This is a genomic window from Cardiobacterium sp. Marseille-Q4385, from assembly GCF_916618745.1.
GTDB lineage: Bacteria > Pseudomonadota > Gammaproteobacteria > Cardiobacteriales > Cardiobacteriaceae > Cardiobacterium.
In genome coordinates this window covers 1,243,243-1,265,658 of record NZ_OU745373.1, presented here as the reverse complement: position 1 = coordinate 1,265,658, position 22,416 = coordinate 1,243,243, and the positions used below count along the sequence as shown (strand labels likewise).

25 protein-coding genes are annotated in these 22,416 nt (G+C 59.7%); 13 read left to right on the top strand and 12 right to left on the bottom strand.

Annotation, left to right across the window (positions count from 1 at the left end):
- The first annotated feature begins 152 nt into the window (after window positions 1–152).
- The 7 genes from dnaN (at window position 153) to LG374_RS06140 (ending at window position 7,491) form a co-directional block, all read left to right on the top strand.
- Complete coding sequence (dnaN, locus tag LG374_RS06170; protein WP_225756871.1) at window positions 153–1,265, top strand: DNA polymerase III subunit beta; 1,113 nt, start codon at window positions 153–155, stop codon at window positions 1,263–1,265.
- Between the two features lie 335 nt (window positions 1,266–1,600).
- Window positions 1,601–2,626: a PTS mannose transporter subunit IIAB gene (gene manX, locus LG374_RS06165; RefSeq protein WP_225756870.1), complete on the top strand. Its 1,026-nt coding sequence runs from the start codon at window positions 1,601–1,603 to the stop codon at window positions 2,624–2,626.
- Window positions 2,627–2,638: 12 nt separating this feature from the next.
- Window positions 2,639–3,442, top strand: coding sequence for a PTS mannose/fructose/sorbose transporter subunit IIC (locus LG374_RS06160; protein WP_225756869.1), 804 nt, complete (start codon window positions 2,639–2,641; stop codon window positions 3,440–3,442).
- A 9-nt stretch (window positions 3,443–3,451) separates the two neighbouring features.
- The gene (locus tag LG374_RS06155) at window positions 3,452–4,294 is read left to right on the top strand and encodes a PTS mannose transporter subunit IID (RefSeq protein ID WP_225756868.1); all 843 of its coding nucleotides are present in this window, start codon (window positions 3,452–3,454) and stop codon (window positions 4,292–4,294) included.
- Window positions 4,295–4,357: 63 nt separating this feature from the next.
- Window positions 4,358–5,068 carry a DUF6882 domain-containing protein gene (locus tag LG374_RS06150; RefSeq protein ID WP_225756867.1) on the top strand — a complete coding sequence of 237 codons (711 nt, stop codon included), beginning with the start codon at window positions 4,358–4,360 and terminating at the stop codon, window positions 5,066–5,068.
- Between the two features lie 104 nt (window positions 5,069–5,172).
- Window positions 5,173–6,870 carry a putative transporter gene (locus LG374_RS06145; protein ID WP_225756866.1) on the top strand — a complete coding sequence of 566 codons (1,698 nt, stop codon included), beginning with the start codon at window positions 5,173–5,175 and terminating at the stop codon, window positions 6,868–6,870.
- Between the two features lie 201 nt (window positions 6,871–7,071).
- Window positions 7,072–7,491 carry an organic hydroperoxide resistance protein gene (locus LG374_RS06140; protein ID WP_225756865.1) on the top strand — a complete coding sequence of 140 codons (420 nt, stop codon included), beginning with the start codon at window positions 7,072–7,074 and terminating at the stop codon, window positions 7,489–7,491.
- Between the two features lie 200 nt (window positions 7,492–7,691).
- Here the strand turns inward: LG374_RS06140 and LG374_RS06135 are convergent, their stop codons facing one another.
- Genes LG374_RS06135 through LG374_RS06120 form a run of 4 tightly spaced genes read right to left on the bottom strand, consistent with a single transcriptional unit; the run spans window position 7,692 to window position 9,496 of the window.
- Window positions 7,692–8,162 carry a DUF2269 domain-containing protein gene (locus LG374_RS06135; RefSeq protein WP_225756864.1) on the bottom strand — a complete coding sequence of 157 codons (471 nt, stop codon included), beginning with the start codon at window positions 8,160–8,162 and terminating at the stop codon, window positions 7,692–7,694.
- Window positions 8,150–8,530: a DoxX-like family protein gene (locus LG374_RS06130; RefSeq protein ID WP_225756863.1), complete on the bottom strand. Its 381-nt coding sequence runs from the start codon at window positions 8,528–8,530 to the stop codon at window positions 8,150–8,152. The genes LG374_RS06135 and LG374_RS06130 overlap by 13 nt, the downstream gene beginning before the upstream one ends.
- The gene (locus LG374_RS06125; RefSeq protein WP_225756862.1) at window positions 8,527–8,922 is read right to left on the bottom strand and encodes a hypothetical protein; all 396 of its coding nucleotides are present in this window, start codon (window positions 8,920–8,922) and stop codon (window positions 8,527–8,529) included. The genes LG374_RS06130 and LG374_RS06125 overlap by 4 nt, the downstream gene beginning before the upstream one ends.
- A gap of 55 nt (window positions 8,923–8,977) precedes the next feature.
- Window positions 8,978–9,496 (bottom strand): GbsR/MarR family transcriptional regulator, encoded by a 519-nt coding sequence (locus LG374_RS06120; protein ID WP_225756861.1) that lies wholly within the window; start codon window positions 9,494–9,496, stop codon window positions 8,978–8,980.
- A 171-nt stretch (window positions 9,497–9,667) separates the two neighbouring features.
- On the opposite strand from LG374_RS06120, the gene LG374_RS06115 reads away from it, so the two are divergent.
- Both LG374_RS06115 and LG374_RS06110 read left to right on the top strand, forming a co-directional pair.
- A complete protein-coding gene (locus LG374_RS06115) occupies window positions 9,668–10,378 on the top strand; it encodes a hypothetical protein (RefSeq protein WP_225756860.1) in 711 nt (236 codons plus the stop codon).
- Window positions 10,375–11,460, top strand: a complete 1,086-nt coding sequence (locus LG374_RS06110; protein ID WP_225756859.1) for a cysteine protease StiP family protein — start codon at window positions 10,375–10,377, stop codon at window positions 11,458–11,460. The genes LG374_RS06115 and LG374_RS06110 overlap by 4 nt, the downstream gene beginning before the upstream one ends.
- A gap of 402 nt (window positions 11,461–11,862) precedes the next feature.
- On the opposite strand, the gene LG374_RS06105 is transcribed toward LG374_RS06110, so the two are convergent.
- The 4 genes from LG374_RS06105 to minC are packed head-to-tail and all read right to left on the bottom strand — an operon-like array spanning window position 11,863 to window position 14,106.
- Complete coding sequence (locus tag LG374_RS06105; protein WP_225756858.1) at window positions 11,863–12,255, bottom strand: RNA-binding S4 domain-containing protein; 393 nt, start codon at window positions 12,253–12,255, stop codon at window positions 11,863–11,865.
- Window positions 12,256–12,260: 5 nt separating this feature from the next.
- Complete coding sequence (gene minE, locus LG374_RS06100) at window positions 12,261–12,536, bottom strand: cell division topological specificity factor MinE (RefSeq protein WP_006985479.1); 276 nt, start codon at window positions 12,534–12,536, stop codon at window positions 12,261–12,263.
- A 4-nt stretch (window positions 12,537–12,540) separates the two neighbouring features.
- Window positions 12,541–13,356 (bottom strand): septum site-determining protein MinD, encoded by an 816-nt coding sequence (gene minD, locus LG374_RS06095; RefSeq protein WP_225756857.1) that lies wholly within the window; start codon window positions 13,354–13,356, stop codon window positions 12,541–12,543.
- A gap of 33 nt (window positions 13,357–13,389) precedes the next feature.
- Entirely contained in the window at window positions 13,390–14,106 is a 717-nt protein-coding gene (gene minC, locus LG374_RS06090) for a septum site-determining protein MinC (RefSeq protein WP_225756856.1), read from the bottom strand.
- A 271-nt stretch (window positions 14,107–14,377) separates the two neighbouring features.
- On the opposite strand from minC, the gene LG374_RS06085 reads away from it, so the two are divergent.
- Window positions 14,378–15,325 (top strand): glucokinase, encoded by a 948-nt coding sequence (locus LG374_RS06085; protein ID WP_225756855.1) that lies wholly within the window; start codon window positions 14,378–14,380, stop codon window positions 15,323–15,325.
- A gap of 155 nt (window positions 15,326–15,480) precedes the next feature.
- Here LG374_RS06085 and LG374_RS06080 read toward each other — a convergent pair whose 3' ends face one another.
- Window positions 15,481–16,653 carry a cytochrome P450 gene (locus LG374_RS06080; RefSeq protein WP_225756854.1) on the bottom strand — a complete coding sequence of 391 codons (1,173 nt, stop codon included), beginning with the start codon at window positions 16,651–16,653 and terminating at the stop codon, window positions 15,481–15,483.
- A gap of 108 nt (window positions 16,654–16,761) precedes the next feature.
- On the opposite strand from LG374_RS06080, the gene LG374_RS06075 reads away from it, so the two are divergent.
- Together LG374_RS06075 and LG374_RS06070 are read left to right on the top strand one after the other, a co-directional pair.
- Entirely contained in the window at window positions 16,762–17,916 is a 1,155-nt protein-coding gene (locus tag LG374_RS06075; RefSeq protein WP_225756853.1) for a TerD family protein, read from the top strand.
- Window positions 17,917–18,037: 121 nt separating this feature from the next.
- A complete protein-coding gene (locus LG374_RS06070; RefSeq protein WP_225756852.1) occupies window positions 18,038–19,051 on the top strand; it encodes an amino acid ABC transporter substrate-binding protein in 1,014 nt (337 codons plus the stop codon).
- 142 nt (window positions 19,052–19,193) lie between these two features.
- Here LG374_RS06070 and LG374_RS06065 read toward each other — a convergent pair whose 3' ends face one another.
- Together LG374_RS06065 and LG374_RS06060 are read right to left on the bottom strand one after the other, a co-directional pair.
- Window positions 19,194–19,793 (bottom strand): ACP phosphodiesterase, encoded by a 600-nt coding sequence (locus LG374_RS06065; RefSeq protein ID WP_225756851.1) that lies wholly within the window; start codon window positions 19,791–19,793, stop codon window positions 19,194–19,196.
- Between the two features lie 9 nt (window positions 19,794–19,802).
- Window positions 19,803–20,363, bottom strand: coding sequence for an outer membrane lipoprotein carrier protein LolA (locus tag LG374_RS06060; protein ID WP_225756850.1), 561 nt, complete (start codon window positions 20,361–20,363; stop codon window positions 19,803–19,805).
- 2 nt (window positions 20,364–20,365) lie between these two features.
- Between LG374_RS06060 and LG374_RS06055 the strand changes: the two genes are divergently transcribed.
- Window positions 20,366–20,575, top strand: coding sequence for a hypothetical protein (locus LG374_RS06055; protein WP_225756849.1), 210 nt, complete (start codon window positions 20,366–20,368; stop codon window positions 20,573–20,575).
- Between the two features lie 55 nt (window positions 20,576–20,630).
- Here the strand turns inward: LG374_RS06055 and LG374_RS06050 are convergent, their stop codons facing one another.
- Window positions 20,631–22,298: a VWA domain-containing protein gene (locus LG374_RS06050; RefSeq protein WP_225756848.1), complete on the bottom strand. Its 1,668-nt coding sequence runs from the start codon at window positions 22,296–22,298 to the stop codon at window positions 20,631–20,633.
- Between the last annotated feature and the right edge of the window lie 118 nt (window positions 22,299–22,416).

The window sequence follows — 22,416 nt, the reverse complement described above, 5'->3', positions numbered from 1 at the left end:
GCTCACTTATCAACATACTGTCCACCCGTTTTCCACCGGGTTTTTCCCCAACAAACCGGACTATTTTTCTTTACACTACCGACGTCTAGCGCACTTTTCCACATATCCACAGGAACGACTGCGACGACGAAAATACATAAAAGAGGTTACTTATGAAATTCGACATCAGCAAAGAGCACTTCCTTGAAGCGCTTGCCGACATCAGCAACATCGTGGCACGCAAAACCACCAAACCCATTCTCAGCCATGCCCTCATCCAGGCAAGCGGCGGCAGTCTGTTACTGAAAGGCACTGATACCGAAGTAACCCTGCAAATCCTTCTGCACGAGCTCAATATCCAGGAAGAAGGCGCTGTTACCGTACCAGCAGGCAAACTGCTTGATGTGGTGCGTCACTTGCCGGCGCAGGCTACCGTGTACTGCTCGCTCGACAAAGAACAACTGCTGGTGAAAGCTGCTGGCAGCGTTTTCCGCATTGCCACCCTGCCCGCCGAAGATTTTCCGGCGCTGGCGGAAGCCGACATGGACGGACGCATCGAAATCCAGAGCCGCGCCCTGCACGACATCATGCAGAAAGTCCGCTTCTCCATGGCTAACGAAGATGTGCGCTACTACTTGAACGGCATGTACCTCAACATCGTCGAAGACGGCCAGGCTATCCATGCTGTCAGCACCGACGGTCACCGCCTTTCCTGCGCACGCAGTGCTCTCGATACCGCTGCCACTGCTGGCACTAACCTCATCGTGCCGAAGAAGGGCGTAAACGAGCTTATCCGCCAATTGGCACGGGTCAGCCAGCCGGTTGTCCTCAATCTCGGCGAACGCCAGCTTCGCCTGACCATCGGCGGCACCCGCCTTACCAGCCAACTTATTGACGGTAACTTCCCCAATTACGAACAAGTCCTGCCGCCGGCGCAGGAAAACCCGGTGCTCGTCTCGCGCCAAGCCTTCCTTGATTCGCTGCAACGTGCCAAAGTGCTGCTGCTCGATCGCCACGACGGTATCCGTCTCGGCTTTGCCGGTACCCGCCTGCAACTCTCGGCACGCAACCTTGAAAACGAAACCGTCGAAGAAGCACTGGACATCATTAACCCGCAAAACCTCGAACTTGAAGCGGCATTGAATATCAACTACCTGATCGATGCCATTTCGACCATCAGCGGTGATAACGTGCAGCTGCATTTCACCGACAAAAACAGTCCCTGCCTCATTACCAGCAGCGAAGATGAGGGCGTGCGCTACATCATCATGCCAATGCGCCTGTAATCATCCTCCTTGCCAGCCGCCGTCAGGCGGCTTTTTTATGCTTGTTGTGCAGAACAGTAAAAACCACAGCCATTCCTAACAAAATTCACATCAAATTGTGATTATCTTGCCTCGGCGTTAAAATCACGCAAACAAAAGCGGTTTCCGCATTTTGTTATACCAATCCTTGGGTAAGGTGAGAAGGCGGCGCGCCAAGGCCGTATGTTTAATACGGTGCGGCTTCGCCATAAAAATCACACAGCGATTTTTATGGGCTCCGCTCAGACGCGCCAACACTCTCCGCGTATTTCTGGGATTGGTATTACTTCCCAACCCACCCTGAGAGGTACTCATACATGACAATCGCGGTTGTAATCACCACACACGGTCATGCTGCCAAGGCCTTGCTGGCCACGGCGGAGATGATCATCGGCGCACAGGAAAACGTGCGCTGTGTGGATTTCGTCCCCGGAGAGAACGGCGAAGTGCTGGCGGGCAAAATCCGCGCCGCTGCCGCCGAACTCGATACGTCGCAAGGTCTCTTGCTGCTGGTTGATCTGTGGGGCGGTACGCCCTTCAACGCCTCCAGCGGCATCGCTCATGATGACGCAAACTGTGAAGTGATCACCGGCGTCAATGTGCCGATGCTCGTTTCCGTGCTGATGGAGCGCGAAGACGTGAATGATCTCAACGAACTCGCCGCCCTTGCCCTGCGTGAAGGGGCAGACGGCGTCAAAGCGCTGAAAACGCAGAAAGTAGCGACGGCTGCTTCTGCCGCAACAGCCGCAGCTCCTGCTGCTGCGCCCGCTGCTGCCGATTTCGACGAGAACGACCCGGAAATCCAGCGTTTGCGCGCCGAGGCGTCAGCAAAAGCCAACGACGGCCCGCACATGAAATTCGGCCTGTGGCGTATTGATGACCGCCTCATCCACGGTCAGGTCGCGACCCGCTGGACGAAAGAAACCGGCGTGAAGCGCATCATCGTCGTCAACGACCAGGTTGTGAAGGACAAAACCCGCTCCACCATGCTGAAACAGGCTGTGCCGCCAGGCGTCACCGCGCACGTCGTCAGCGTGGACAAAATGATGCGCGTCTATAACAACCCCGAATATGCGGACGACAAAGTCATGCTGCTCTTCACCAACCCGACGGACGCCCTCGAACTGGTACGCCGTGGCGTGACCATCCAGTCCATCAACATCGGCGGCATGGCCTACAAAGAAGGACGCACCATGCTCGACACCTCGGTTTCCGTTGACGCCAAAGACGTAGAAGCCTTCAAAGAGCTGGACAGCAAAGGCATTGAGCTGGAAGTGCGTAAAGTCGCTTCCGACAAAAAAGTGCCGGTGCTGACCCTCATCGCCGAAAAATACAAACCCTAACGGAGACACCTCATGGAAATCTCATCTCTGCAAATCATCCTGGTCTTCCTCGTCGGCTGCCTGTCCGGCATGGGCTCCATCCTCGACGAATTCCAGACACACCGCCCGCTTATCGCCTGTACGCTGACCGGCCTCGTCCTCGGCGACATGACCACCGGCATCATCATCGGCGGTACCCTGGAAATGATGGCTCTCGGCTGGATGAATATCGGCGCCGCACTCGCCCCGGACGCCGCGCTGGCCTCCATCATCTCCACCATCCTCGTCATCGCCGGCAAACAGGAAATGGGCACCGGTATCGCCCTTGCCATCCCGCTCGCCGCCGCCGGACAAGTGCTGACCATCCTCGTGCGCACCATCACCGTCGGCTTCCAGCACGCCGCCGATAACGCCGTGAAAACCGGCAACCTCCACGCCATCACCTGGCTGCACCTGAGCGCCCTGCTCCTGCAAGCGATGCGCGTCGCCATCCCGGCCGTCATCGTCGCTTCCACCGTCGGCACCAACGCCGTCAAAGAAATGCTCGATGCCATCCCGCCTGTCGTCACCGGCGGACTCAACGTTGCCGGCGGCATGATCGTCGTCGTCGGTTACGCGATGGTGATCAATATGATGCGCGCGCCACATTTGATGATGTTCTTCTTCGTCGGCTTCGTCGTTGCCGCCTTCACCAATTTCAACCTTGTCGCCCTCGGTGTACTCGGCGTGGCGCTGGCCTACTTCTACATCCAGATGCACCCGAAATACCACAAAGGCACAGGCAGCACGACAGCCGCCGTTGCCCAACGCAGCAAACTCGACGACCAACTCGACTAGGAGCCACCCATGGAAAACCAAAACCAAAAAGTCCAGCTGACCAAAGGCGACCTCAACGCCTGCTTCATCCGCTCCAACCTGCTGCAAGGCTCCTGGAACTTCGAACGCATGCAGGCGCTCGGCTACTGCTTCGGTATCGTCCCCGCCATCCGCCGCCTCTATCCCGAAGGCAGCCAGGAACGCAAAGACGCCATCAAGCGCCACCTGGAGTTCTACAACACCCAGCCCTTTGTCACCGCGCCCATCCTCGGCGTTAACCTCGCCATGGAAGAACAGCGGGCAAACGGTGCGCCGATTGACGATGCCGCCATCAACGGCGTCAAAGTCGGCCTCATGGGCCCGCTTGCCGGTGTTGGCGACCCCATCTTCTGGGGCACGGCGCGTCCGGTCTTCGCCGCCCTCGGCGCGGGTATCGCGCAAAGCGGCAGCCTACTCGGCCCCATCCTCTTCTTCGTCCTCTTTAACGCCGTGCGCCTCTTCGTGCGCTACTGGGGTATCCAGTACGGCTACAAAAAAGGTCTGGAAATCGTCTCCGATATGGGCGGCGGTGCGCTGCAAAAAATCACCGAAGCGGCTTCCATCCTTGGCCTCTTCGTCATGGGCGCACTGGTGAACAAATGGACGCACATCAACATCCCCGTGAAAATTGCGGAAGTGACCAACCAGGTCGGCGAAACCACCGTCACCACCGTGCAAGGCGTGCTGGATGACCTCATGCCCGGCCTGCCCGCGCTGGGGCTAACCTTCCTCTGCATGTACCTGCTGCGCAAAGGCGTGAACGCATTGTGGCTTATCTTCGGCCTCTTCGGCATCGGTATCCTCGGCTTCTGGCTGAAAATCCTCGCCCCCTGATAATCCCCTTGCCCAACCAAAAAGCCCTTCCCCGGAAGGGCTTTTCCATAACAGGAAAACACCATGACCACCCTCCTCGAACAATACGCCGCCCTCGCCCTCGACAAACAAACCACCCTGGAACGCCTCACAGACACCGCCGCCGCCTGGTTTGTAGATCAGAACATCGGTCAGCTTACCCTCGGCGACGAGCACTTCACTATTCACTGGCTTGGTACCTATTCGCATCATAGCGGCAGCTGGCTGTGGGCTTGGGCCAACCCGCACCTCACCATGACCACAAACGACGCCGCCAGTGCCGACATCCTGCGCGCCTATATCGCGCCCGACGCCGCTGCCGAGGGCGATGACAGCACCAACCTTTTCCAGAATCCGGCTGATACCGCTCTCCTCACACAAGAAGGCTTCAAACTGGATGTAACCGAACTGCACAACCTCGCTGCCGTCGCTTGTGGCCTGACGGGAGCGGATGCCTACTACCTCGGCGACTATGGCGACGGCATTGCCCTGCTCGCCATCCACGACCCGCGCGTTGCCGCCGCCTGGCAGGAAGACGACAGTCCGGCACGCATCCTCAGCATCATCCCACAGACCATCAACCACTTTGACCTCAACCACCAAAACGCCGTACGTGCCTACCTACAAACCAAAGGCTACCAGCTCAACGAAGACGCACAACACATCCGTGCCCAGCGCGCTGACAGCCAGATTACCGCCACCTTCGATGACATGCAGCGCCTGAGTAACCTCAGTGGTAGCGTTAGCCCTGCCTGAAAAATCCCCCGTAGCGCGCAAAAAACGGCAAAACCTCGCCGTCGCCGCCGCAGTAAAGCAGTAAAATGCTACCCCCTCCACCAACAGCATATGGAAGACATCACATGCACTGGTTTACCCAGCTTTTTACCCAAACCAACAGCGTCGCTTACACCGCTGTCATCTACGCCCTGGTCATCTTTAGCGGTGCCGCCCTTGGCCGTCTGCGCATCTTCGGCATCACCTTTGGCGTCACTATCGTCCTCTTCAGCGGCATCATCATCTCCTACCTCGGCTTCACGGTGAACGAACACACCGCCCACTTCATCCGCGAATTTGGCCTGATCCTCTTCGTGTACACCATCGGTCTGCAAGTCGGTCCCGGCTTCTTCGCCTCCTTCCAGAAAGAGGGGCTAAAACTGAATCTCTTGATGCTCATCGTCGTCATCGCCGACATCCTCATCGTGCTCGCCTATTACTTCGCTGGCAGTGCGCCCCTGCACGAACTCATCGGCGTGATGCAGGGGGCTGTCACCAACACCCCCGGTTTGGGTGCCGCGCAGCAAACGCTGACCAACCTCGTCGGTGACGGCAAACAGGCGGTGCAAATGGCCGCCGGTTACGCCGCCGCCTATCCGGGCGGGGTGATAGGGCTGATTGCTGCCATGTTTATCATCAAGTACGCCTTCGGCATCAACGTGCTGGCGGAAAAACGTCTCACCCTGCGCCGCTTGCGCGCTGGTACCTCCGTCGTCACCCGCATCGCCCTGCAAGTGAGCAACCCGATGCTGGAAAATCAGACCATTGGCGATATCCGCCGCACCATGCCGTTCAGCTTCGCCATCTCGCGCATCAGTCACGAGGGCAACATCCGCCTCGCTGACGAGCAAACCCAGGTGCACATTGATGACATCCTCCTCATCATCGCCCGCGATGACGAAGTGGATCGCCTCATCACCCTTATCGGCAGCCCGACCAGCAGCAGCATCTTCAGCGATTCGCCCAAGTCCGCTTCGCCCGCCTACATCACCTCGACCCGGGTCAACGTGACACAAAACGCCGTCTGCAACAAAAAGCTCTCCTCGCTCAACATCCATGAGCGCTACGGCGTGAACATCAGCCGTGTCATGCGTGCCGGTATCGAATTCATCCCTGACCGCAACACCCGCCTGCAATTCGGTGACTCCATCACCATCATCGGCGATGCTGCGCATATCAAAACTGCCGTTGCCGCCTTCGGTAACTCCAAGCGCGACCTGCAAATCCCGCACATCGCCGAACTCTTCCTCGGCATCACCCTCGGTATTGTTCTCGGCGCCATTCCCATCCCGATTCCGGGCGTGCCGGTGCCAGTCAAACTCGGCCTTGCCGGCGGACCGCTGGTCGTTGCCATCCTCATCAGCCGCTATGGTGGACGCTTCTCCGTCACCCACTACGTCTCGCAAAGCGCCAACCTGATGGTGCGCGAACTCGGCCTTGCCCTCTTCCTCGCCAGCGTCGGCCTCAGCGTCGGCCCGGCCTTCTTCGCTGCCCTCAAAGACGGCGACGGTCTCTACTGGATGACCCTCGGCATCGTCATTACCCTGGTGCCGCTGCTTATCGCCGGCTTTACTGCCCGCCTCTGGGGCAAGCTGACCTTCCCAGAAATCTGTGGTCTGCTCACCGGCTCGCACACCGGCGCACCGGTGCTGCCTTTTGCCTGTGAAATCTCCCAATCGGACGAAGCCGCACTCAAATATGCCGCCGTCTACCCGCTTACTACCTTCATGCGCATTATGGTTGGGCAGGTGCTGATCGTGTTGCTTTTCCGCGCAGCGGCGTAAAGTGTCGCACCGGGGCATAACCGATGACAGCGATATAGCCGTTTCAGATAGAAGCGAGACAATACCGTATCAGTTCTATTTGGAATGACTATAAAAAATCATGACTATGCCCCGCGCATTCCAGCAGTTACCATGCACCGCTCATTCGAACCACAAGCGTTCGGAATGAAGAACTATCCACAAACCCAAGAGGAACTAACCATGACCACACTCTATACCGCTCATGTACACGTTACCGGTGGCCGCGACGGTGCTGCCAAATCCAGCGACGGTAAACTCGACCTCAAACTCGCCCCGCCGGCTGAACTCGGTGGTAACGGTGCCGGCAGCAACCCGGAACAGCTTTTTGCCGCCGGTTATGCCGCCTGCTTCATCGGTGCCGCCCGCCTTGTCGCTGGCAATGAAAAAATTGCCCTGCCGCAAGGATTCGCCATCGATGCCGATGTTGCCCTCGGCAAAGACGCGCAAGACCACTTCCGCCTCGGCGTCGTCTTTAACATCGCCCTGCCCGGCATGGATAAAGCCGCTGCCGAAGCACTTGTCGCCAAAGCGCACGAAGTCTGCCCGTATTCCCGCGCTACCCGTGGCAACATCGACGTCACCTTCCACATCAACGTGTAAGTACACCGTCCGGCGCACAAAGCGGGGCAATACCCCGCTTTTTTCGTGCCTGGGCAGAAGAAAAGAGTGGAGACATCGCGACAGTGGTGAGGTCTACCACTTATAGTTGAATAGATAAAAAAGCGTAACAAGGCGCGTCGCCGCAGACAGTACAGGTAGTACGGCAAGGCGACGCAACGCCGTTACGATTTTTTAGATGTTTAACTATATTGCGGCTTTAGTACCATCAGAAAGTACACCACCACCATCGCGCAGAAAGCGGGATAGCCCAGCCATTCCCAGTAGCGGGCGTAACGCCGGTAGCGCGATGGCAGCGGTTTTTCTTGGGCAACGGCTTCTTCCGCCATTGCCGCCATGCGCAGTTGCAGCCATAAGACTGGCAACCAGCACAGTCCGGCGAAAGCGTACAGCGCAAAAGTCAGCCAAATCCAGCGCGCGGTGAGCGGGAAACCGGCGTAGTGCGCCAGCCACAGGCCGGAGAGCGGTTGGAAGATGCCCGCTGGCGTAGTCAGCCACCAGTCCGCCTTGATAACCCAGCGCGCCACCACCGCTTGGGCAGCGACTGAGCCGCTGCGGTTGATCCAGAATAGGTAAAAGGCGCTGCCGAAGCCGGTGCCGACCAGGATGGTGGCCGAAAGGATGTGCAGGGTTTTTACGATCAGGTAGTCCATCGGCTGCTCCGGGTTTGTTGGTAGAAATAGACGGTGAGCGCCAGCAACGGCAGGTTTTTGACAAGCGGCGCAAAGGGGTGCAGCCAGTAAGCGGGCAGGCAGCAGGCGATGATGAGGGTGTAGGCGGCGATACTCGCACTTTGCAGTAGCCACAGCGCGGGCAGTCGGCGCAGCGGCGTGAGAATGAGGATGCCGAGCAGCACATCCCAGGCGGATGCCGCGTAGAAAAGCGGATGGCGCCACGGCGCAGCAATGCCGATATCCGCCAGCAGTTGCAGCGAAACGTCGGGCGCGGTCAGGGCGGGTTGTAGCCCGCTCCACAGCCAGAGAAAGGCGAGGGAAATGGTGAGATAGGTCGGGATTTTCATACGCCCTCCGGCGGTGAGGGCAGGATGAAGAAGGCGAGGGTAAAGGCGCTGATGGCACCAAGGAGGGTGAGGATAGCAGTGTCTCCTGTCAATTTGTCATGGATGAGCCAATCCAATGGGGCGGCACACAATATGGCGCTGATGGCTCCGGCAAGTGCGGCGTAGAACGGATTGTCGTTATAAACGCGCCGCCAGGCTAGGTAGCAGCCGCAGAGAAAGGCTGGGAGGAAGCCGATGGGTATGCCGGCCGGTACGGTGAGAAAAATCAGCGGCGGAGAGATAACGAGTCCTGACCAGAACCCTGCCACCGCCCCACCCCATAGGGAATAAAGCAGGACAACTTTCGCCGGGATGTAGTTCAGGTCGTTTTCTGTTTTCGAATTTTCTGTCATAAGAGAAATCCAAAGGTAAAAAGAATGCCTGTCTGCCGTTGGCAATCAGGCGGGTTCAGCGCAGCAGTTTCTGGATGCTCGCGCCCAGTTTCAGCACTTTGGCCAGCGTTGTGGTGGAAAGACGCAGCATTTCCTGCGTCCAGCTGGTCAGGGTGCCGACAAATTCGTGCGTTTGCGCGATGCGCTGTCGCGCGGTTTCGTTTTCCTGGGCGTATTCGGGGCTGTCCATCAGGCTTTGCAGGAAACGCACGGTCGGCTCGATTTCGCGCCGCTGCCGTTCGGCAACGATGATGCGGAAGAGTTCCCACACATCGCCGGAGGTGGTGAAGTGGTCGCGGCGGTCGCCAAGGATATGCACGGTCTGCACCAGTTGCCAGCTTTGCAGCTCCTTGATGCTGTTGCTGACGTTAGAGCGCGCCACGCCGAGGGTTTCAGCGATTTCATCAGCAGGCATCGGGCGTCCCAGGATGTAGAGCAGGGCATGGATTTGCGCCACGGTGCGGTTCACCCCCCATTGGGTGCCCATTTCGCCCCAGTGCAGGACAAATTTTTCAGTCGTCGGATTGAGTTTCATGGGGTGAGATCATAAGGAATAACAGTTATTTCTGTCAACAGTGAAATTGCGACGGAACTTAATCAACGATATTGTTCCGCTCCCGCGCCCTCCTTGTAGCCAAAACGCCGGAATGGCAGGCAAAGCAGCTTACAATGCCGCCTTCTCCGCTTGGCCGATCCGACGAATCCGATGCTCCTTCTCTTCACCGACCTCGACGATACCCTTTTCACCAGCGCGCGCAAGGCAGCGCCGACGCCCGCGCATGTGCCGCTCGCCTATCTCAAAGACGGCGCACCGATTTCCTACGCTTCGCCGTGTCAGCAGGCATTGCTGGCGCACTGGCAGGCGCACGCCACGATGATTCCTGTCACCGCGCGCAATCTTGATGCCTACCGCCGCGTGCGTATTCCTTTCACCGCCCATGCCGTCATCAACCACGGCGGCGTCATCCTCCTGCCGGATGGTAGCGCCGATCCCGCCTGGCTGGCGCAGAGCCGTGCCAATGCCGCCCAAAGCGTCGCCGGACTTGAAGCCCTTGCCGCGCACCTGCCGGCGACAGCCGCGCTTAACACCCGCCTCATCCGCGATTACGACATTCCCTTCTATCTGCTCATGAAAAGTACCAGCGCTGATCTCGCCCCGCTGGATGATGCCGCCGGGCGCCTGCGCCCACATTTGGGCGATGACTACCGTCTGCACCGGAACGGCAACAACCTCGCTGTCCTCCCCGCCTGGCTCGACAAGGCGCATGCCGTCGCCCATCTGCTCGCCAAGTATCGCGCCGACCATCCGGCACTGGTCAGCATCGGCATGGGCGACAGCAGCAGCGACCTGCCCTATATGCGCCTCTGCGACTACCTTCTTGCCCCTTCCGCCAGCCAAATTGCCCGCCAACTATGAACATGCCCTTCCACGGTAGCTACCGCGCCGAACAAGTGACCTTCCTGCTGAAACCCATCCAGCTGGCGCCCATCGCCGACACAGCCGCCAAAGAAGCGCTCATCCAGAGCGGGCAAAAGCATTACAGCGAAATGCTCTCGCCCGAATACCCGCCCAGCACGCGCTACCTTGAGCTCTTCCGCGCCGCCTGCGCGCAGAATGAAGCGCGCATGGCCGCTGACTGCCGCCAGCTTGCCGCCTGCATTGCCGCGCGGCACCACTGCCCGCCTGCACTTGTCTCGTTGGCGCGCGCCGGTACGCCGGTCGGCGTCATCTTGCGCGCCATTCTCAGCCGCCACTACGGCGCATCTGTCGCCCATTACAGCATCTCGATCATCCGCGATCGCGACATCGACGAGAACGCCCTGCGCCACATCCTCGCCCATCACGCCGACACCGATCTCGTCTTCATCGACGGCTGGACGGGCAAAGGCGTCATCGCCCGCGAATTGCACCGCTTCATCGCCGCTTACAACGCGCAAGCGGGGACGAACATCGACAGCGGCCTCTACGTCCTCGCTGACCTCTCCGGCACGGCCGCCTGCGCCGCCACCGCCGACGACTACCTCATCCCGTCCGCCCTCCTGAATGCCACCATCAGCGGCCTCATCAGCCGCAGCATCCTGAACGAACAAATTGCTGCGGACGACTACCACGGCTGTGTTTATTACCGCGATCTCGCGCCGCACGATCTCTCGCAAACCTTCGCCGACCGCATCAGCACACTGGCCGACGGCGAGCTGCCTAGCGCCGCGCCTGCCGACACGGCACAGGCTGCCGCAACCGCGCAACACCTGCTCGCCGACATCCGCGCCCGCTACGGCATCAGCAACGACAATTTCATCAAACCCGGCATCGGCGAAGCAACGCGTGTCCTGCTGCGCCGCCATCCGGAACGTCTCATCCTGCGCGACCCTGCCGCTCCCGCGACTGCCCACCTCGTGCAACTCGCCGCTGAAAAACAGGCCATCGTTGAACACCGTCCCGACCTGCCGTATCACGCTGTCGCCCTTATCCGTTCGCACGGCCCGGCAAACCGTTGAGATTGTGACCGCCAAGCGGTGTCGTTACTGGGTCCGCCAAGCAGCGTGGTTACTGGGCTCGCCAAGCGGCGTGGTTACTGGGCTCGCCAAGCGGCGTGGTTACTGGGCTCGCCAAGCGGCGTGGTTACTGGGCTCGCCAAGCGGCGTGGTTACTGGGCTCGCCAAGCGGCGTGGTTACTGGGCTCGTCAAGCGGCGTCGTTACTGGGCTCGTCAAGCGGCCATATAGTTAAACATCTAAAAAATCGTAACGGCGTTGCGCCGCCTTGCCGTACTACCTGTACTGTCTGCGGCGACGCGTCTTGTTACGCTTTTTTATCTATTCAACTATAAGCGTCAATTCATGTACGGAGGCGTTGCCATAAAAAACGGGCCCGGGGCCCGTTTTTTTCATCGACTGTCGCCTATTCGCCATGGCGGAAGGCGCGGATTTGTCTGCGGTCGCGTTTATTCGGGCGGCGGTTGGGGTAATGCACCATGTCGCGGGCGGCTTGTTGTTGAGCGTGCAGTTCGGCGCGGCGGGCGATGCTGTCTGCGGTCTCGGCGTAGAAGGTTTGCGCAATGGGCGCACTGACGCGCTTGTTCTCGCAGCGGATGACGGTCACGTCGTAAACCTGTTCGCCGTGTTTGTCGATATGCAGCAGATCGCCACTTTTGATGGCGCGTGCCGCTTTGGCACGCTGTCCGCCGACAAGAACCTGACCGTTTTCAATGGCGGCTTTGGCGAGCGCCCGGCTTTTGTAGAAACGTGCCGCCCACAGCCATTGGTCGAGGCGGACGCCCGCAGCATCGTTCATGGGATTTACGCGTTTTCCGGCAGGTTGTCTTTACTGTGCAGGTTGATGTTGAGTTCGAGGATTTCCGTTTCCCCTTCGCGCGAGAAATCAGCGCTGATGTCTTCAAGGTTGATGGCGAAGTATTTTTTCACCACTTCGAGGATTTCCCGCTTCATGGTTTCCAGCAGTTGCGGCTGGCTGCTCTGGTTGCGCTGATGCGCGACGATGATTTGCAGACGCTCTTTGGCCGTTGCCGCTGAATGCTGCGGCCGGTTTTTTCTGAAGAAATCAAACAAGCTCATGATCCTAACCTCCGAAGAGTTTGGAGAAGATGCCTTTGCGTTTGACATCAAGGAAGCGGTGCGGCAAGTCTTTGCCGAGGAAGCGTTCGACCAGATCGGAGTAGGCTTGGCCTGCGTGGCTGTCGGAGAAGAGGATGACCGGTTCGCCCCGGTTGGAAGCGATCAGGACGTTGTCATGGTCTTCGGGGATGACGCCGAGCAGGGGAATGGAGAGAATTTCGATGACGTCTTCCACGGAAAGCATTTCTTGCTGCTGTACGCGTTCGGGTTTGTAGCGGGTGATGACGAGGTGTTCTTTGACCGCGTCTTCACCCAGCTCGGCGCGACGCGATTTGCTGGCGAGGATGCCGAGGATGCGGTCGGAGTCGCGTACGGAGGAAACTTCGGGGTTGGTGGTGATGATGGCTTCATCGGCAAAGTAAAGCGCCATCAGGGCGCCTTGTTCGATGCCGGCGGGGCTGTCGCAGATGATGTATTCGAAGTCCATCGATTTCAGGTCGTTAATGACTTTTTCCACCCCTTCTTTGGTAAGCGCTTCCTTGTCGCGAGTTTGCGAGGCGGCGAGCACGTAGAGGTTTTCCACCCGCTTGTCCTTAATGAGCGCCTGTTTCAGGCTGGCTTCGCCGTTGATAACGTTGACGAAGTCGTACACCACGCGGCGTTCTACGCCCATGATGAGGTCGAGGTTGCGCAGGCCAACGTCGAAGTCGATCACGCAGGTTTTGTGTCCCTTCATGGCAAAACCGCAGGCGATGCTGGCGCTGGTCGTGGTCTTCCCTACTCCGCCTTTACCTGAGGTGACGACGATAACTTTACTCATGTTTTTGTCTCTTTGTTATGGTGTGGCGCGGCATTATACCGACACTATGCGCATGCTTTCATCCGCATTCAGGCTGATAAAGACGTTGTGGTGGATGCCGTTTGCCTGCAACTGTTCCATGTCCTGATAAAAGCCGGCGATGGAAACCAGCTCGGCGCCGAGTGTGTGGCAATAAATGTAGGCGGCGGTGTTGTCCTGTCCGCCGGCGAAGGCACGCCCACGCAAGGCACCGTACACGGTGATGTTGCCGTCGGCGTAAATTTCCGCCCCCGGGCTGACGCTGCCGATGATGACCAGGTCACCGCCCGGTGCGAGAACGCGCTGCCCGGAACGGATGTTGTGCCGTACCAGTTTGGTCGGTACGGCGGCGGGCGGTGCGGGTCGGGAGACAGGGGGTTCTTCGCTTGTTTTGGCGGTGGGTGCGGCCTTGCTGCTTTTGCTTTCACCGCTGATTTCTGCCAGCCCTGCCGCAGCCAGGGCACCGTCGGCCAGCTGGCCGCTGCTGATGCCGATCAGGCAGAGACCGTGCCGCTCGAAAATCCGTTTCAGTGTTTTCAGCCATTTGCCGTCCGCCTGAAAACCGTCCAGGGCGGACAAATCGGCAACCAGCGGTTGGGTAGCGAAGAATCCGGCGGGTACTTGCGCGATTTTGGCTTCCAATAGTTCATCAATGCCGGTGGTGTCGGCGTCTTGCAGCAGGACGGCGGTAATACTGATGTTGCGTCCTTTGAAAGGGATGGGGTCGCTCATGGCCATGCGGGAATCTGTGAAAACGGCGGCATGATACGGGCTTAGGCGCATGCCCTCAAGTACGCCTCCAGATGGGGAGTGACCCGTCTCCCACGAGGGTTGAGCGGGCAAAAAAATACCGCTTCCGAAGAAGCGGCCAAGTTTTCAGGTACATATTAATGAAATGTGCCTGCATTATACACAGGAAAAGCTAAGATGACAGAAAATTTGCGTCATTCCTACCAAAACATGACACACTGCCCATCAAACCCCGCAACCCCAGGAGAAGCCTATGTCAACTTACGTCCTACTCGCCGATATCGGTGGCACCAACGCCCGTTTCGCCCTTGGCGACGGCACCCGCCTGCACGCTATCGACACCCTGCCCACTGCCGACTATCCGCGCCTTGAAGACGCCATCGCTGCCTACCTGCGTGCGCAGAATGTCAGCGTCAAACAGGCGTCGATTGCCATCGCCAACCCCGTCACCGGCGATAGCGTGCAGATGACCAACCACCACTGGAAATTTTCCATCCGCGCTCTGCAAGCTGAGTTTCAGCTGGATAAACTGCGCGTCATCAACGACTTCACCGCGCAGGCGCTGGCCGTACCGCATCTCGGTGCCGATGAGAAACGCCTCGTCAGTGCCGGCGAAGCGGCGGATGGCACCCCGCTTGCCGTCATCGGTCCCGGCACCGGTCTCGGTGTGTCCGCCCTCGTTCCGGACGGGCACGGTGGCTGGGTGGCACTCGCCGGCGAAGGTGGACACGTCAGCTTCGCGCCGAGAAACGACACCGAAGTGGCCATCTGGAAATATGCGCATGCCCGCCGCAGCCACGTTTCCGCTGAACGCATCACCAACGGCGCCGGTCTGACCCTCATCGACAATGCCCTTGCCACCCTGCGCGGCGAAACGCCACCTGATCGCCGCCCGGCGGATATCACCGCTGCGGCACTCGCCGGCGAGGCAACGGCGCGGCAAACACTTGATACCTACTGCGCTGCGCTGGCCACCGTCACCGCCGACCTCGTCCTGACCCTCGGTGCACGCGGCGGTGTGTACCTCTGCGGCGGCATCCTGCCTCGTATCGCCGATTACTTCATCAACGAAAGCCCGTTCAAAACCCGCTTTGTCGACAAAGGCCGCTTCGAAGGCTACCTCGCCGCTGTACCCATCTGGTTGGTGACGGCAAAGAACCCCGGCCTGGTCGGGGCTGCTGCCGCCCTGCAACAAGGTTGACTTGAGGCGGCTAGCCAACAGAAGGCAGTCTGTATGAGACGGCGTGGCTTGCTAACAGCGTATGGGAAAGCAAGCGCGTTGACCGTAGTACGTTTCATGACAAACGCCCCATTACCGGGGCGTTTGTGTATTGGCGGGCGAAAGCGGGGGACGGTTCAGCCCAGCATCACCCGCACACTGCTGTATCCGGCGACGGGATAAACGGCGTTGGTGCTGACCGCTTGCCCGTCAGCGGCGAAGCGGATGCTCGCTGTTGCCGCCAGCAATTCCTCCACCAGCAGGCGCAATTCGAGACGGGCGAGCGGGGCACCAGGGCAGGCGTGGATGCCCGCACCATAGACGAGATTGGCGCTTTGGTCGCGTTCCGGGCGGTACTGGTCGGCATCGGGGAAAACCGCTTCGTCGCGGTTAGCGCTGAGCCAGTTCAGGGTGACGCGGCTGCCTGCGGGCAGATCCCGCCCACCGATATGCACGGGACAGGTGGTGATGCGGCGGTTCGTCACCAGCGGATCTTCCAAGCGCATGATTTCTTCGACCGCCGCCGGGATGGCATCAGGATGGGCGCGCAGACGTTCCTGCTCGGCAGGATGGGCGGCGAGGAAATGAACGACAATGCCGACAGAAGCGGAGATAGTCGAGAGTTCGCCCACCGTCCAGTTGCGCAGGAGAGAAATCAACTCTTCCTCGGTCATGCGCCGCTTGCCGGTCGGCAGATCAACCTCGTCATAAAGCAGCTCGGTGGTAATGTCATCAGGCGCGGCCTCGCCCGCATCGCGGCGTTGTTGCAGCAGATCGTGGATATAGCCGTCAAATTCCAGCGCAACTTGACCGATGGCGACAGGATCACGAGCCAGCGTGGCGCGACGGTTCTTCTCAATCCAGGCGGTCAGCGGCGCTTCGAGGGCGTCGGGCCAGCCGAGAAAGGCATTTTGAATGCGCATGGCGTAACGCTGCGCGAAGCCCGTCATGATATCCACCACCTCGCCGCGCGGCGTTTCGGCAATCAGGGCGCGGATGACGGCGCGGCAGGCGGGGGCAAAGGCAGCCATGCGCGCCGGGGTGTAATACTTGTCGTTGATGGCGCGGAAGGCCGTGTGTTCCGGTGCATCCATGCCGCTGGGCACGGCAATGTGGCGTGTGGAAACACGGCTGGAAAACAGCTCGGGATGTGCCAGCGCGTAGGTAACATCTTCGTGGCGGAAGAGGGTATAGCCGAGATAATCATCGTAGGCGACGGGGCATTCGTCGCGCATCTTGTCGTAGGCGGCGCGCTGGTCTTTTTGGATTTCCGGGGCACGGGCGTCCCAATCGGGGGTATTGCTGCTCATGAGAGGTCGTAGTTATTTAAAGGAAGTGTGATTATATGCCGCTTTACGCCGGGCGGCGCCGCGCGGGGACGGCTACAATATCCATTCCCCCATCCGACAGGAGCCCCCATGCCCCAGCAACTCACCCCCGGCGGTAATGCCGCCCTGCCAGAAGGCCCCATCGCTATCCGCATCACCAGCGGTGCTGATATTGACGTTGCCGCCTACCGCCTCACCGCCGCCGGCAAAGTGCGCGGCGATGGCGACATGATTTTCTACGGCCAGCAGCAAAGCGACGACGGCAGCGTGCAGTTTTCCGGCAGTGAACGCAACAGCCGCTTTACGCTTGACCTTGCTCGCCAGCCGGCGGCTATCGAACGCATCGCCATTGCTTACTCCGCCGCCTGTCCCACGGCGCAGCTTGGCGACATCCTGCTGAGTGTCGAAGTGCGTGGTGAAGCGGTCATCACCTGTCCGCTCGATAGCGCCGGGCGCAGCGAAACCGCGCTCATCCTCGCCGAGTGCTACCGCAGAAACGGCACGTGGAAAATCCGCTTCGTCGCGCAAGGCTACAACGGCGGTCTGAAACCGCTCTCCGAACAATTCGGCGTGGAAATTGCCGATACCCCCGCTCCCGCACCTAAGCCCGCCCCTACTACCCCGCCGCGCCTTAGCCTCAGCAAAATCACCCTCGATAAACGCAACCCCGCTGTCAGCCTCGCCAAACAGACGGATTACGGCACGATCCGCATCAACCTCAACTGGAATCACGCCGGCGCCCCCCCGCAAAAAAGCAGCTTCCTCGGCAGCCTTTTCAATAAAAACAAGGGGATTGACCTCGACCTCGGCGCCTTCATCCGCCTGAAAAGCGATGAGCGCGACTGCGTGCAGGCGCTTGGCAACCGCTTCGGCAGCCTCGACCGCCCACCGTATGTACGCCTGAGCGGCGACGACCGCACCGGCGCGGTGATTGACGGCGAATGGCTGCATATCAACGGTTCGCGCTGGTCGGATATCGCCGAAGTCCTCGTCTTCGCCTTCATCTACGACGGTGTGCCGAACTGGAACGCTACTGACGGCATCGTCACCCTCCATGTGCAGGGGCAGGAAATCGAAACCCACCTCACCGACGGCAACCCGCAACACAGCATGTGCGCCATCGCCCGCCTGATTAACGATGGCGGCAGCATCCGCGTCGAACGCATCAACCGCTACTTTCCCGGCCACCGCGACATGGACCGCGCCTTCGGTTGGGGTTTCCAGTGGACAGCAGGGCGGAAATAGCGGTCGTACCAAGAATGCGCATCTACCCGTTGGGCTGAAGTTCACTCTACAATTCGTTCCCCGCCAAACGGGGCCAATCCGGTAAATTCCCCACCTTCATTACCCACACGAGGACCTACCCATGAAAACTACCCTACTCACCGCCGCCATCACCTGTGCAGCACTCGCGACCAGCGCCGCCCATGCGGGAACGCTGGATGACATCAAAAAACGTGGCGAATTGCGCTGCGGCGTCACCCAGGCGCTTGCCGGCTTCTCCGTCGCCGATGACAAAGGCCGCTGGACCGGACTTGACGTCGATTACTGCCGCGCGCTGGCCTCCGCCATCTTCCACGATCCGGAAAAAGTCACCTTCCGCCCAACCTCATCCAAAGAACGCTTCACCGTGCTGCAATCGGGTGAAATTGACGTGCTGGCGCGCGTGACCACCTGGACCACCTCGCGTGACGTCGATATGCCGTTTGACTTCATCGGCGTCAACTACTACGACGGCCAGGGCTTCATGGTGCGCAAAGACCTCGGCATCAAAAGCGTGAAAGACCTCAGCGGCGCCTCCATCTGCACCAACACCGGTACCAGCACCGAAACCAACATGGCGGACTACTTCAAGGCGAACGGCCTCGAATACAAACCCGTCATCTTCGAAAAATCCGAAGAAGTGAAAAGTGCCTACGACGCCGGCCGCTGCGACGCCTACTCCTCGGACGTCTCCGGCCTCTACGTGCAGCGCAAACTGCTCGCCAACCCCGATGCGCACGACATCCTGCCGGAAGTCATCTCCAAAGAACCGCTTGGCCCGCTGGTGCGCCAGGAAGATCCCGCTTTCAAAGATCTCGCCGCCTGGACGCATCACTGCATGGTGAACGCTGAAGAATACGGCGTGACCCAGGCGAACGCTGACGAGATGAAAAACAGCAACAATCCGAACATCCGCCGTCTGCTCGGCGTGGAAGCAAACGGCGCGGACAAACTCGGCGTCGGCCAGGATTTCTGCTACCACATCGTGAAAAACATCGGCAACTACGGCGAAGCCTATGACAGAAACGTCGGCAAAGACTCGCCGCTTGCCATCGAACGCGGCCTGAACCGCCTGTGGAATCAGGGTGGCATCATGTTCGCTCCGCCACTGCGTTAAATCCTCTGCCAATCCCGGGAAAGGCATCTGGCGGTGTTGACGCCCTGACCGGGCCCCATAAAAATCGTTACGCGATTTTTATGGGCACTCATCCGGCATCGGTATGCCTCGCTCGCACCAGCGGTCAATCTGCCGCAGCGCTTCAAGCGTCATCACGCAAGAACTGCGCGATGCTTTCCTGCCGCACATGAAAAAATGCCTGCACGGCCTTGTCGGCAAAGGCGGCATCATTTGCGGCTAGGACGGCAGTGGCGGTGGTGAGGATATCGCCCTGTCGCAGTCGTCGTGCGATGCCGGCAAAGGCCCGGGTGAGGACGGCGTGGTCGCCGTAGCGAGACAGTATCTGTTCTGTGTCGAGCCAAGCGAAGGTGCGCGCGAAGGCGTCAGGGAAGTGCGGGCGGTAGCGGGCAACGCGGTGCAGGATGTTCGCTGCGACGGCGTGCAGGTCCTGCCGGAACAGCTGCTGAAATTCGCGGCAGAGGAAATGGTCGATGAACATGTCGGCGACGATGCCTTTGTAGCGGCCAAAGCCGTCCAGCAGCGGGTAGAGCGGGTTATCGGCACGGTCGGAAAGCCTGTCGATAATGCGGTGCAGCCGCACGCCTTCGCGCAGGGCGGCGGGCAGGGCGAGATCCGCCAGCGGCCCTTTATAGAAATCGCCAGCGAAGTTGCCATACAGTGTCTGCCGCTGCTGCGTTTCGTCCAGCGTGAGGGAAATCAGTGCGTGCCCGAGGAAGTTCACTGGGCGGTGTTATTGTTCGACATGAAAGCGCAGTTCGCTTTTGTCGCCCTGTGTTTCTTCCAGGATCACTTGTTCGACGTAGGCACCGCCACGGATGTCGATGCGGTCGAATATCTGCCGCATCAGCGCCGTTTTTGGCAGCAGTTGCAGCGTCCATGCCGCCGTTTCGCCGCCGGCGGTGATGTTGAAGTATTCGCTCAGGGTGGCTTCGTCGGCACGGAGGAAGGCAAGGAAGAGGCGGGTTTGCGCTTCGTTTGCCGCTGTGGTGCCCGCCGGCTGCCAGTCTTCGCCCTGCCACTGGCTGACGCCGTCGGCGGTGATGCGCAGGCTGCTGGCGAAGGGTTTTTCCAGGTTCCAGTAGAGTGCGCCCTGTTGCAGGGCGAAGCGGCCACTGGCGATGAGCGGGCGGTTCATGCCGCGCAGGTAGCGGGTCTGGGTGAAGGTGCCTGCCGGTTCGGGCTGGCGGCGCAGTTGCGCGGTGATGTCGGCGACGCTGATGGCGGCGTGGACGGGCAGGGTGGCGCAGGCGCACAGGGCGGCAAGGAGGCGGATGAAGCGAGAGCGAGTCATGTGTGTTTCTCCTGGTGATTATTGAGGGTTTCAATGGTGGCGGCATTATGCACGCTTTGGCGGCAGCTTTCGGTGAATCCTGCGCCATCCTGCTTATTCTATCCGCCACTTCTGCCGAGAATCCGCGCATGCACCGCTGTCTTCTTACGCCGCTTCTGCACTTTACAACCGGGATTGTTATGGGCTTATCCACTCATCAAAAACGCCGCTAATGCGGCGTTTTTGATGGTGGCAAGCGTATGCTGCGCCGCTTGGCGAAACAAGCGGTTATTTTCCCGCTGCCAGGCTTTTTGCCTTCTCAATCAGTGTCAAAAGGCCTGCGCGTTCGCCGTAGGGGTCGTTGCCTTTTGCCGCTTGCGCGAGGCGGAGGATGCCATCCCAGTCGAGGTTGCCGTTTTGCGTCCCGCCTTGCAGCGCCTGTGCGTAGCTGGCGGCAGCGACGGCAAAGCGGGTCGCCTCGCTGGCTTCTGCAAGCGGGATGCTGTGGGCGGGGATGGCAAATTCCAGCAGTTGGCTGTCGCTTGCACCGGGGTTTTTGTAGCGCAGTTTCAGCCAGCCGTATTCGTCTGTTTTGCCCTGCGCTGCGGCGGTTTTCTGGTAGCGGCTTTCATCCAGCCAGCCGGGTTTGCCCTGCGGGATGATTTCGTAGAGGGCAGTGGCGTTCATGCCGGCGCCGATGTCGCCTGCGTCCACTTTGTCGTTGTTGAAGTCTTCCTGGCGCAGCACGCGGTTTTCGTAGCCGACCAGGCGATATTCTTTGACGGTCGCCGGGTTGAATTCGACCTGGATTTTCAGGTCTTGTGCGACGGTGGCAAGTGTCGAGGTGAGCTGGCGTACCAGCACTTTTTTCGCTTCATCAAGGCTGTCGATATAGCTGTAATTGCCATCGCCCGCGTCCGCCAGCTGTTCCATCAGTTGATCGTTGTAGTTGCCGCTGCCATAGCCAAGGGTGGTGAGGCTGATGCCGCTTTTTTTCTGCTCGGCAACGTAGGTTTTCAGCGCTTCCGGGTCGCTGATGCCGACGTTGAAGTCGCCGTCAGTGGCAAGCAGGATGCGGTTGATACCATCCGCGCGATAGTGTTTTTTCGCGGCGTCGTAGGCCATGCGTAGCGCTTCGCCACCGGCGGTACTGCCGTCAGCATAGAGGGTTTTCAGCGCGTCCACGATTTTGGTTTTTTCACTGCCGGCGGTCGGTGGCAGCAATTCTTTGGTAAAGCCGGAATAGGTGATGAGGCTGATGTGATCGTCCGGGCGCAGGGCTTCGGCGAAGTGGCAGACGGTTTTCTGCACCAGCGGCAGCTTGTCGGGGGCATCCATCGAGCCGGAGGTATCGATGAGGAAGACGAGGTTGGCGGGCGGGCGTTTATTGGGGTCGAGGTCGGCTGCCTGTACGCCGATGCGGATGAGTTGGGCATCCGCCTTCCACGGCGAGGCAACGGTTTCGGTGTGCACGGCGAAGGGTTTGCCGTCCGTCGGCAGCGGGTAGTGGTAGGCGAAGTAGTTGGTGATTTCTTCGATACGCACGGCGTCGGCAGGCGGCAGGCGGTTTTCTTTTTCGATCATGCGGCGCACATTGCTGTAACTGCCGGTATCGATGTCGATGCTGAAGGTGGAGACGGGATTGTCGGCGGTGCGCTGCACGGGGTTGATGTCCTGATGCGCATATTTTTCGGTGTTTTTGGGGGTGGTGATGACCGTACCGCCAATGCCGAAACGAGCGACGGCATCATTGGCGGCGGCTTCGGCTTGTGGGGCGGGTGCCACAGCTCCCACAGCGCCAGCAGGGGCGCGTTTCATTGCCATCTGCGGTGCGACGCTATAGGCGAAGTCGCGCTCATACGGGGGCGTGGCGGGGTGCAGGTCGTCGCAGAGGCTGGCGGCATGGATACTGCCGCAGGCAGCAAGCAGGGACAAGGTCAGCAGGGGGATTTTCATGTCGGCTCCTTGGGAGGTTGCGGGAAGCGACGCGGTTTTGCCGCGCCGGCGGGGCGGGTTGACGCCTCCCTATCATCATAGGACGGACTGCTGCCTGCTTGATATAGGCAAATATCTA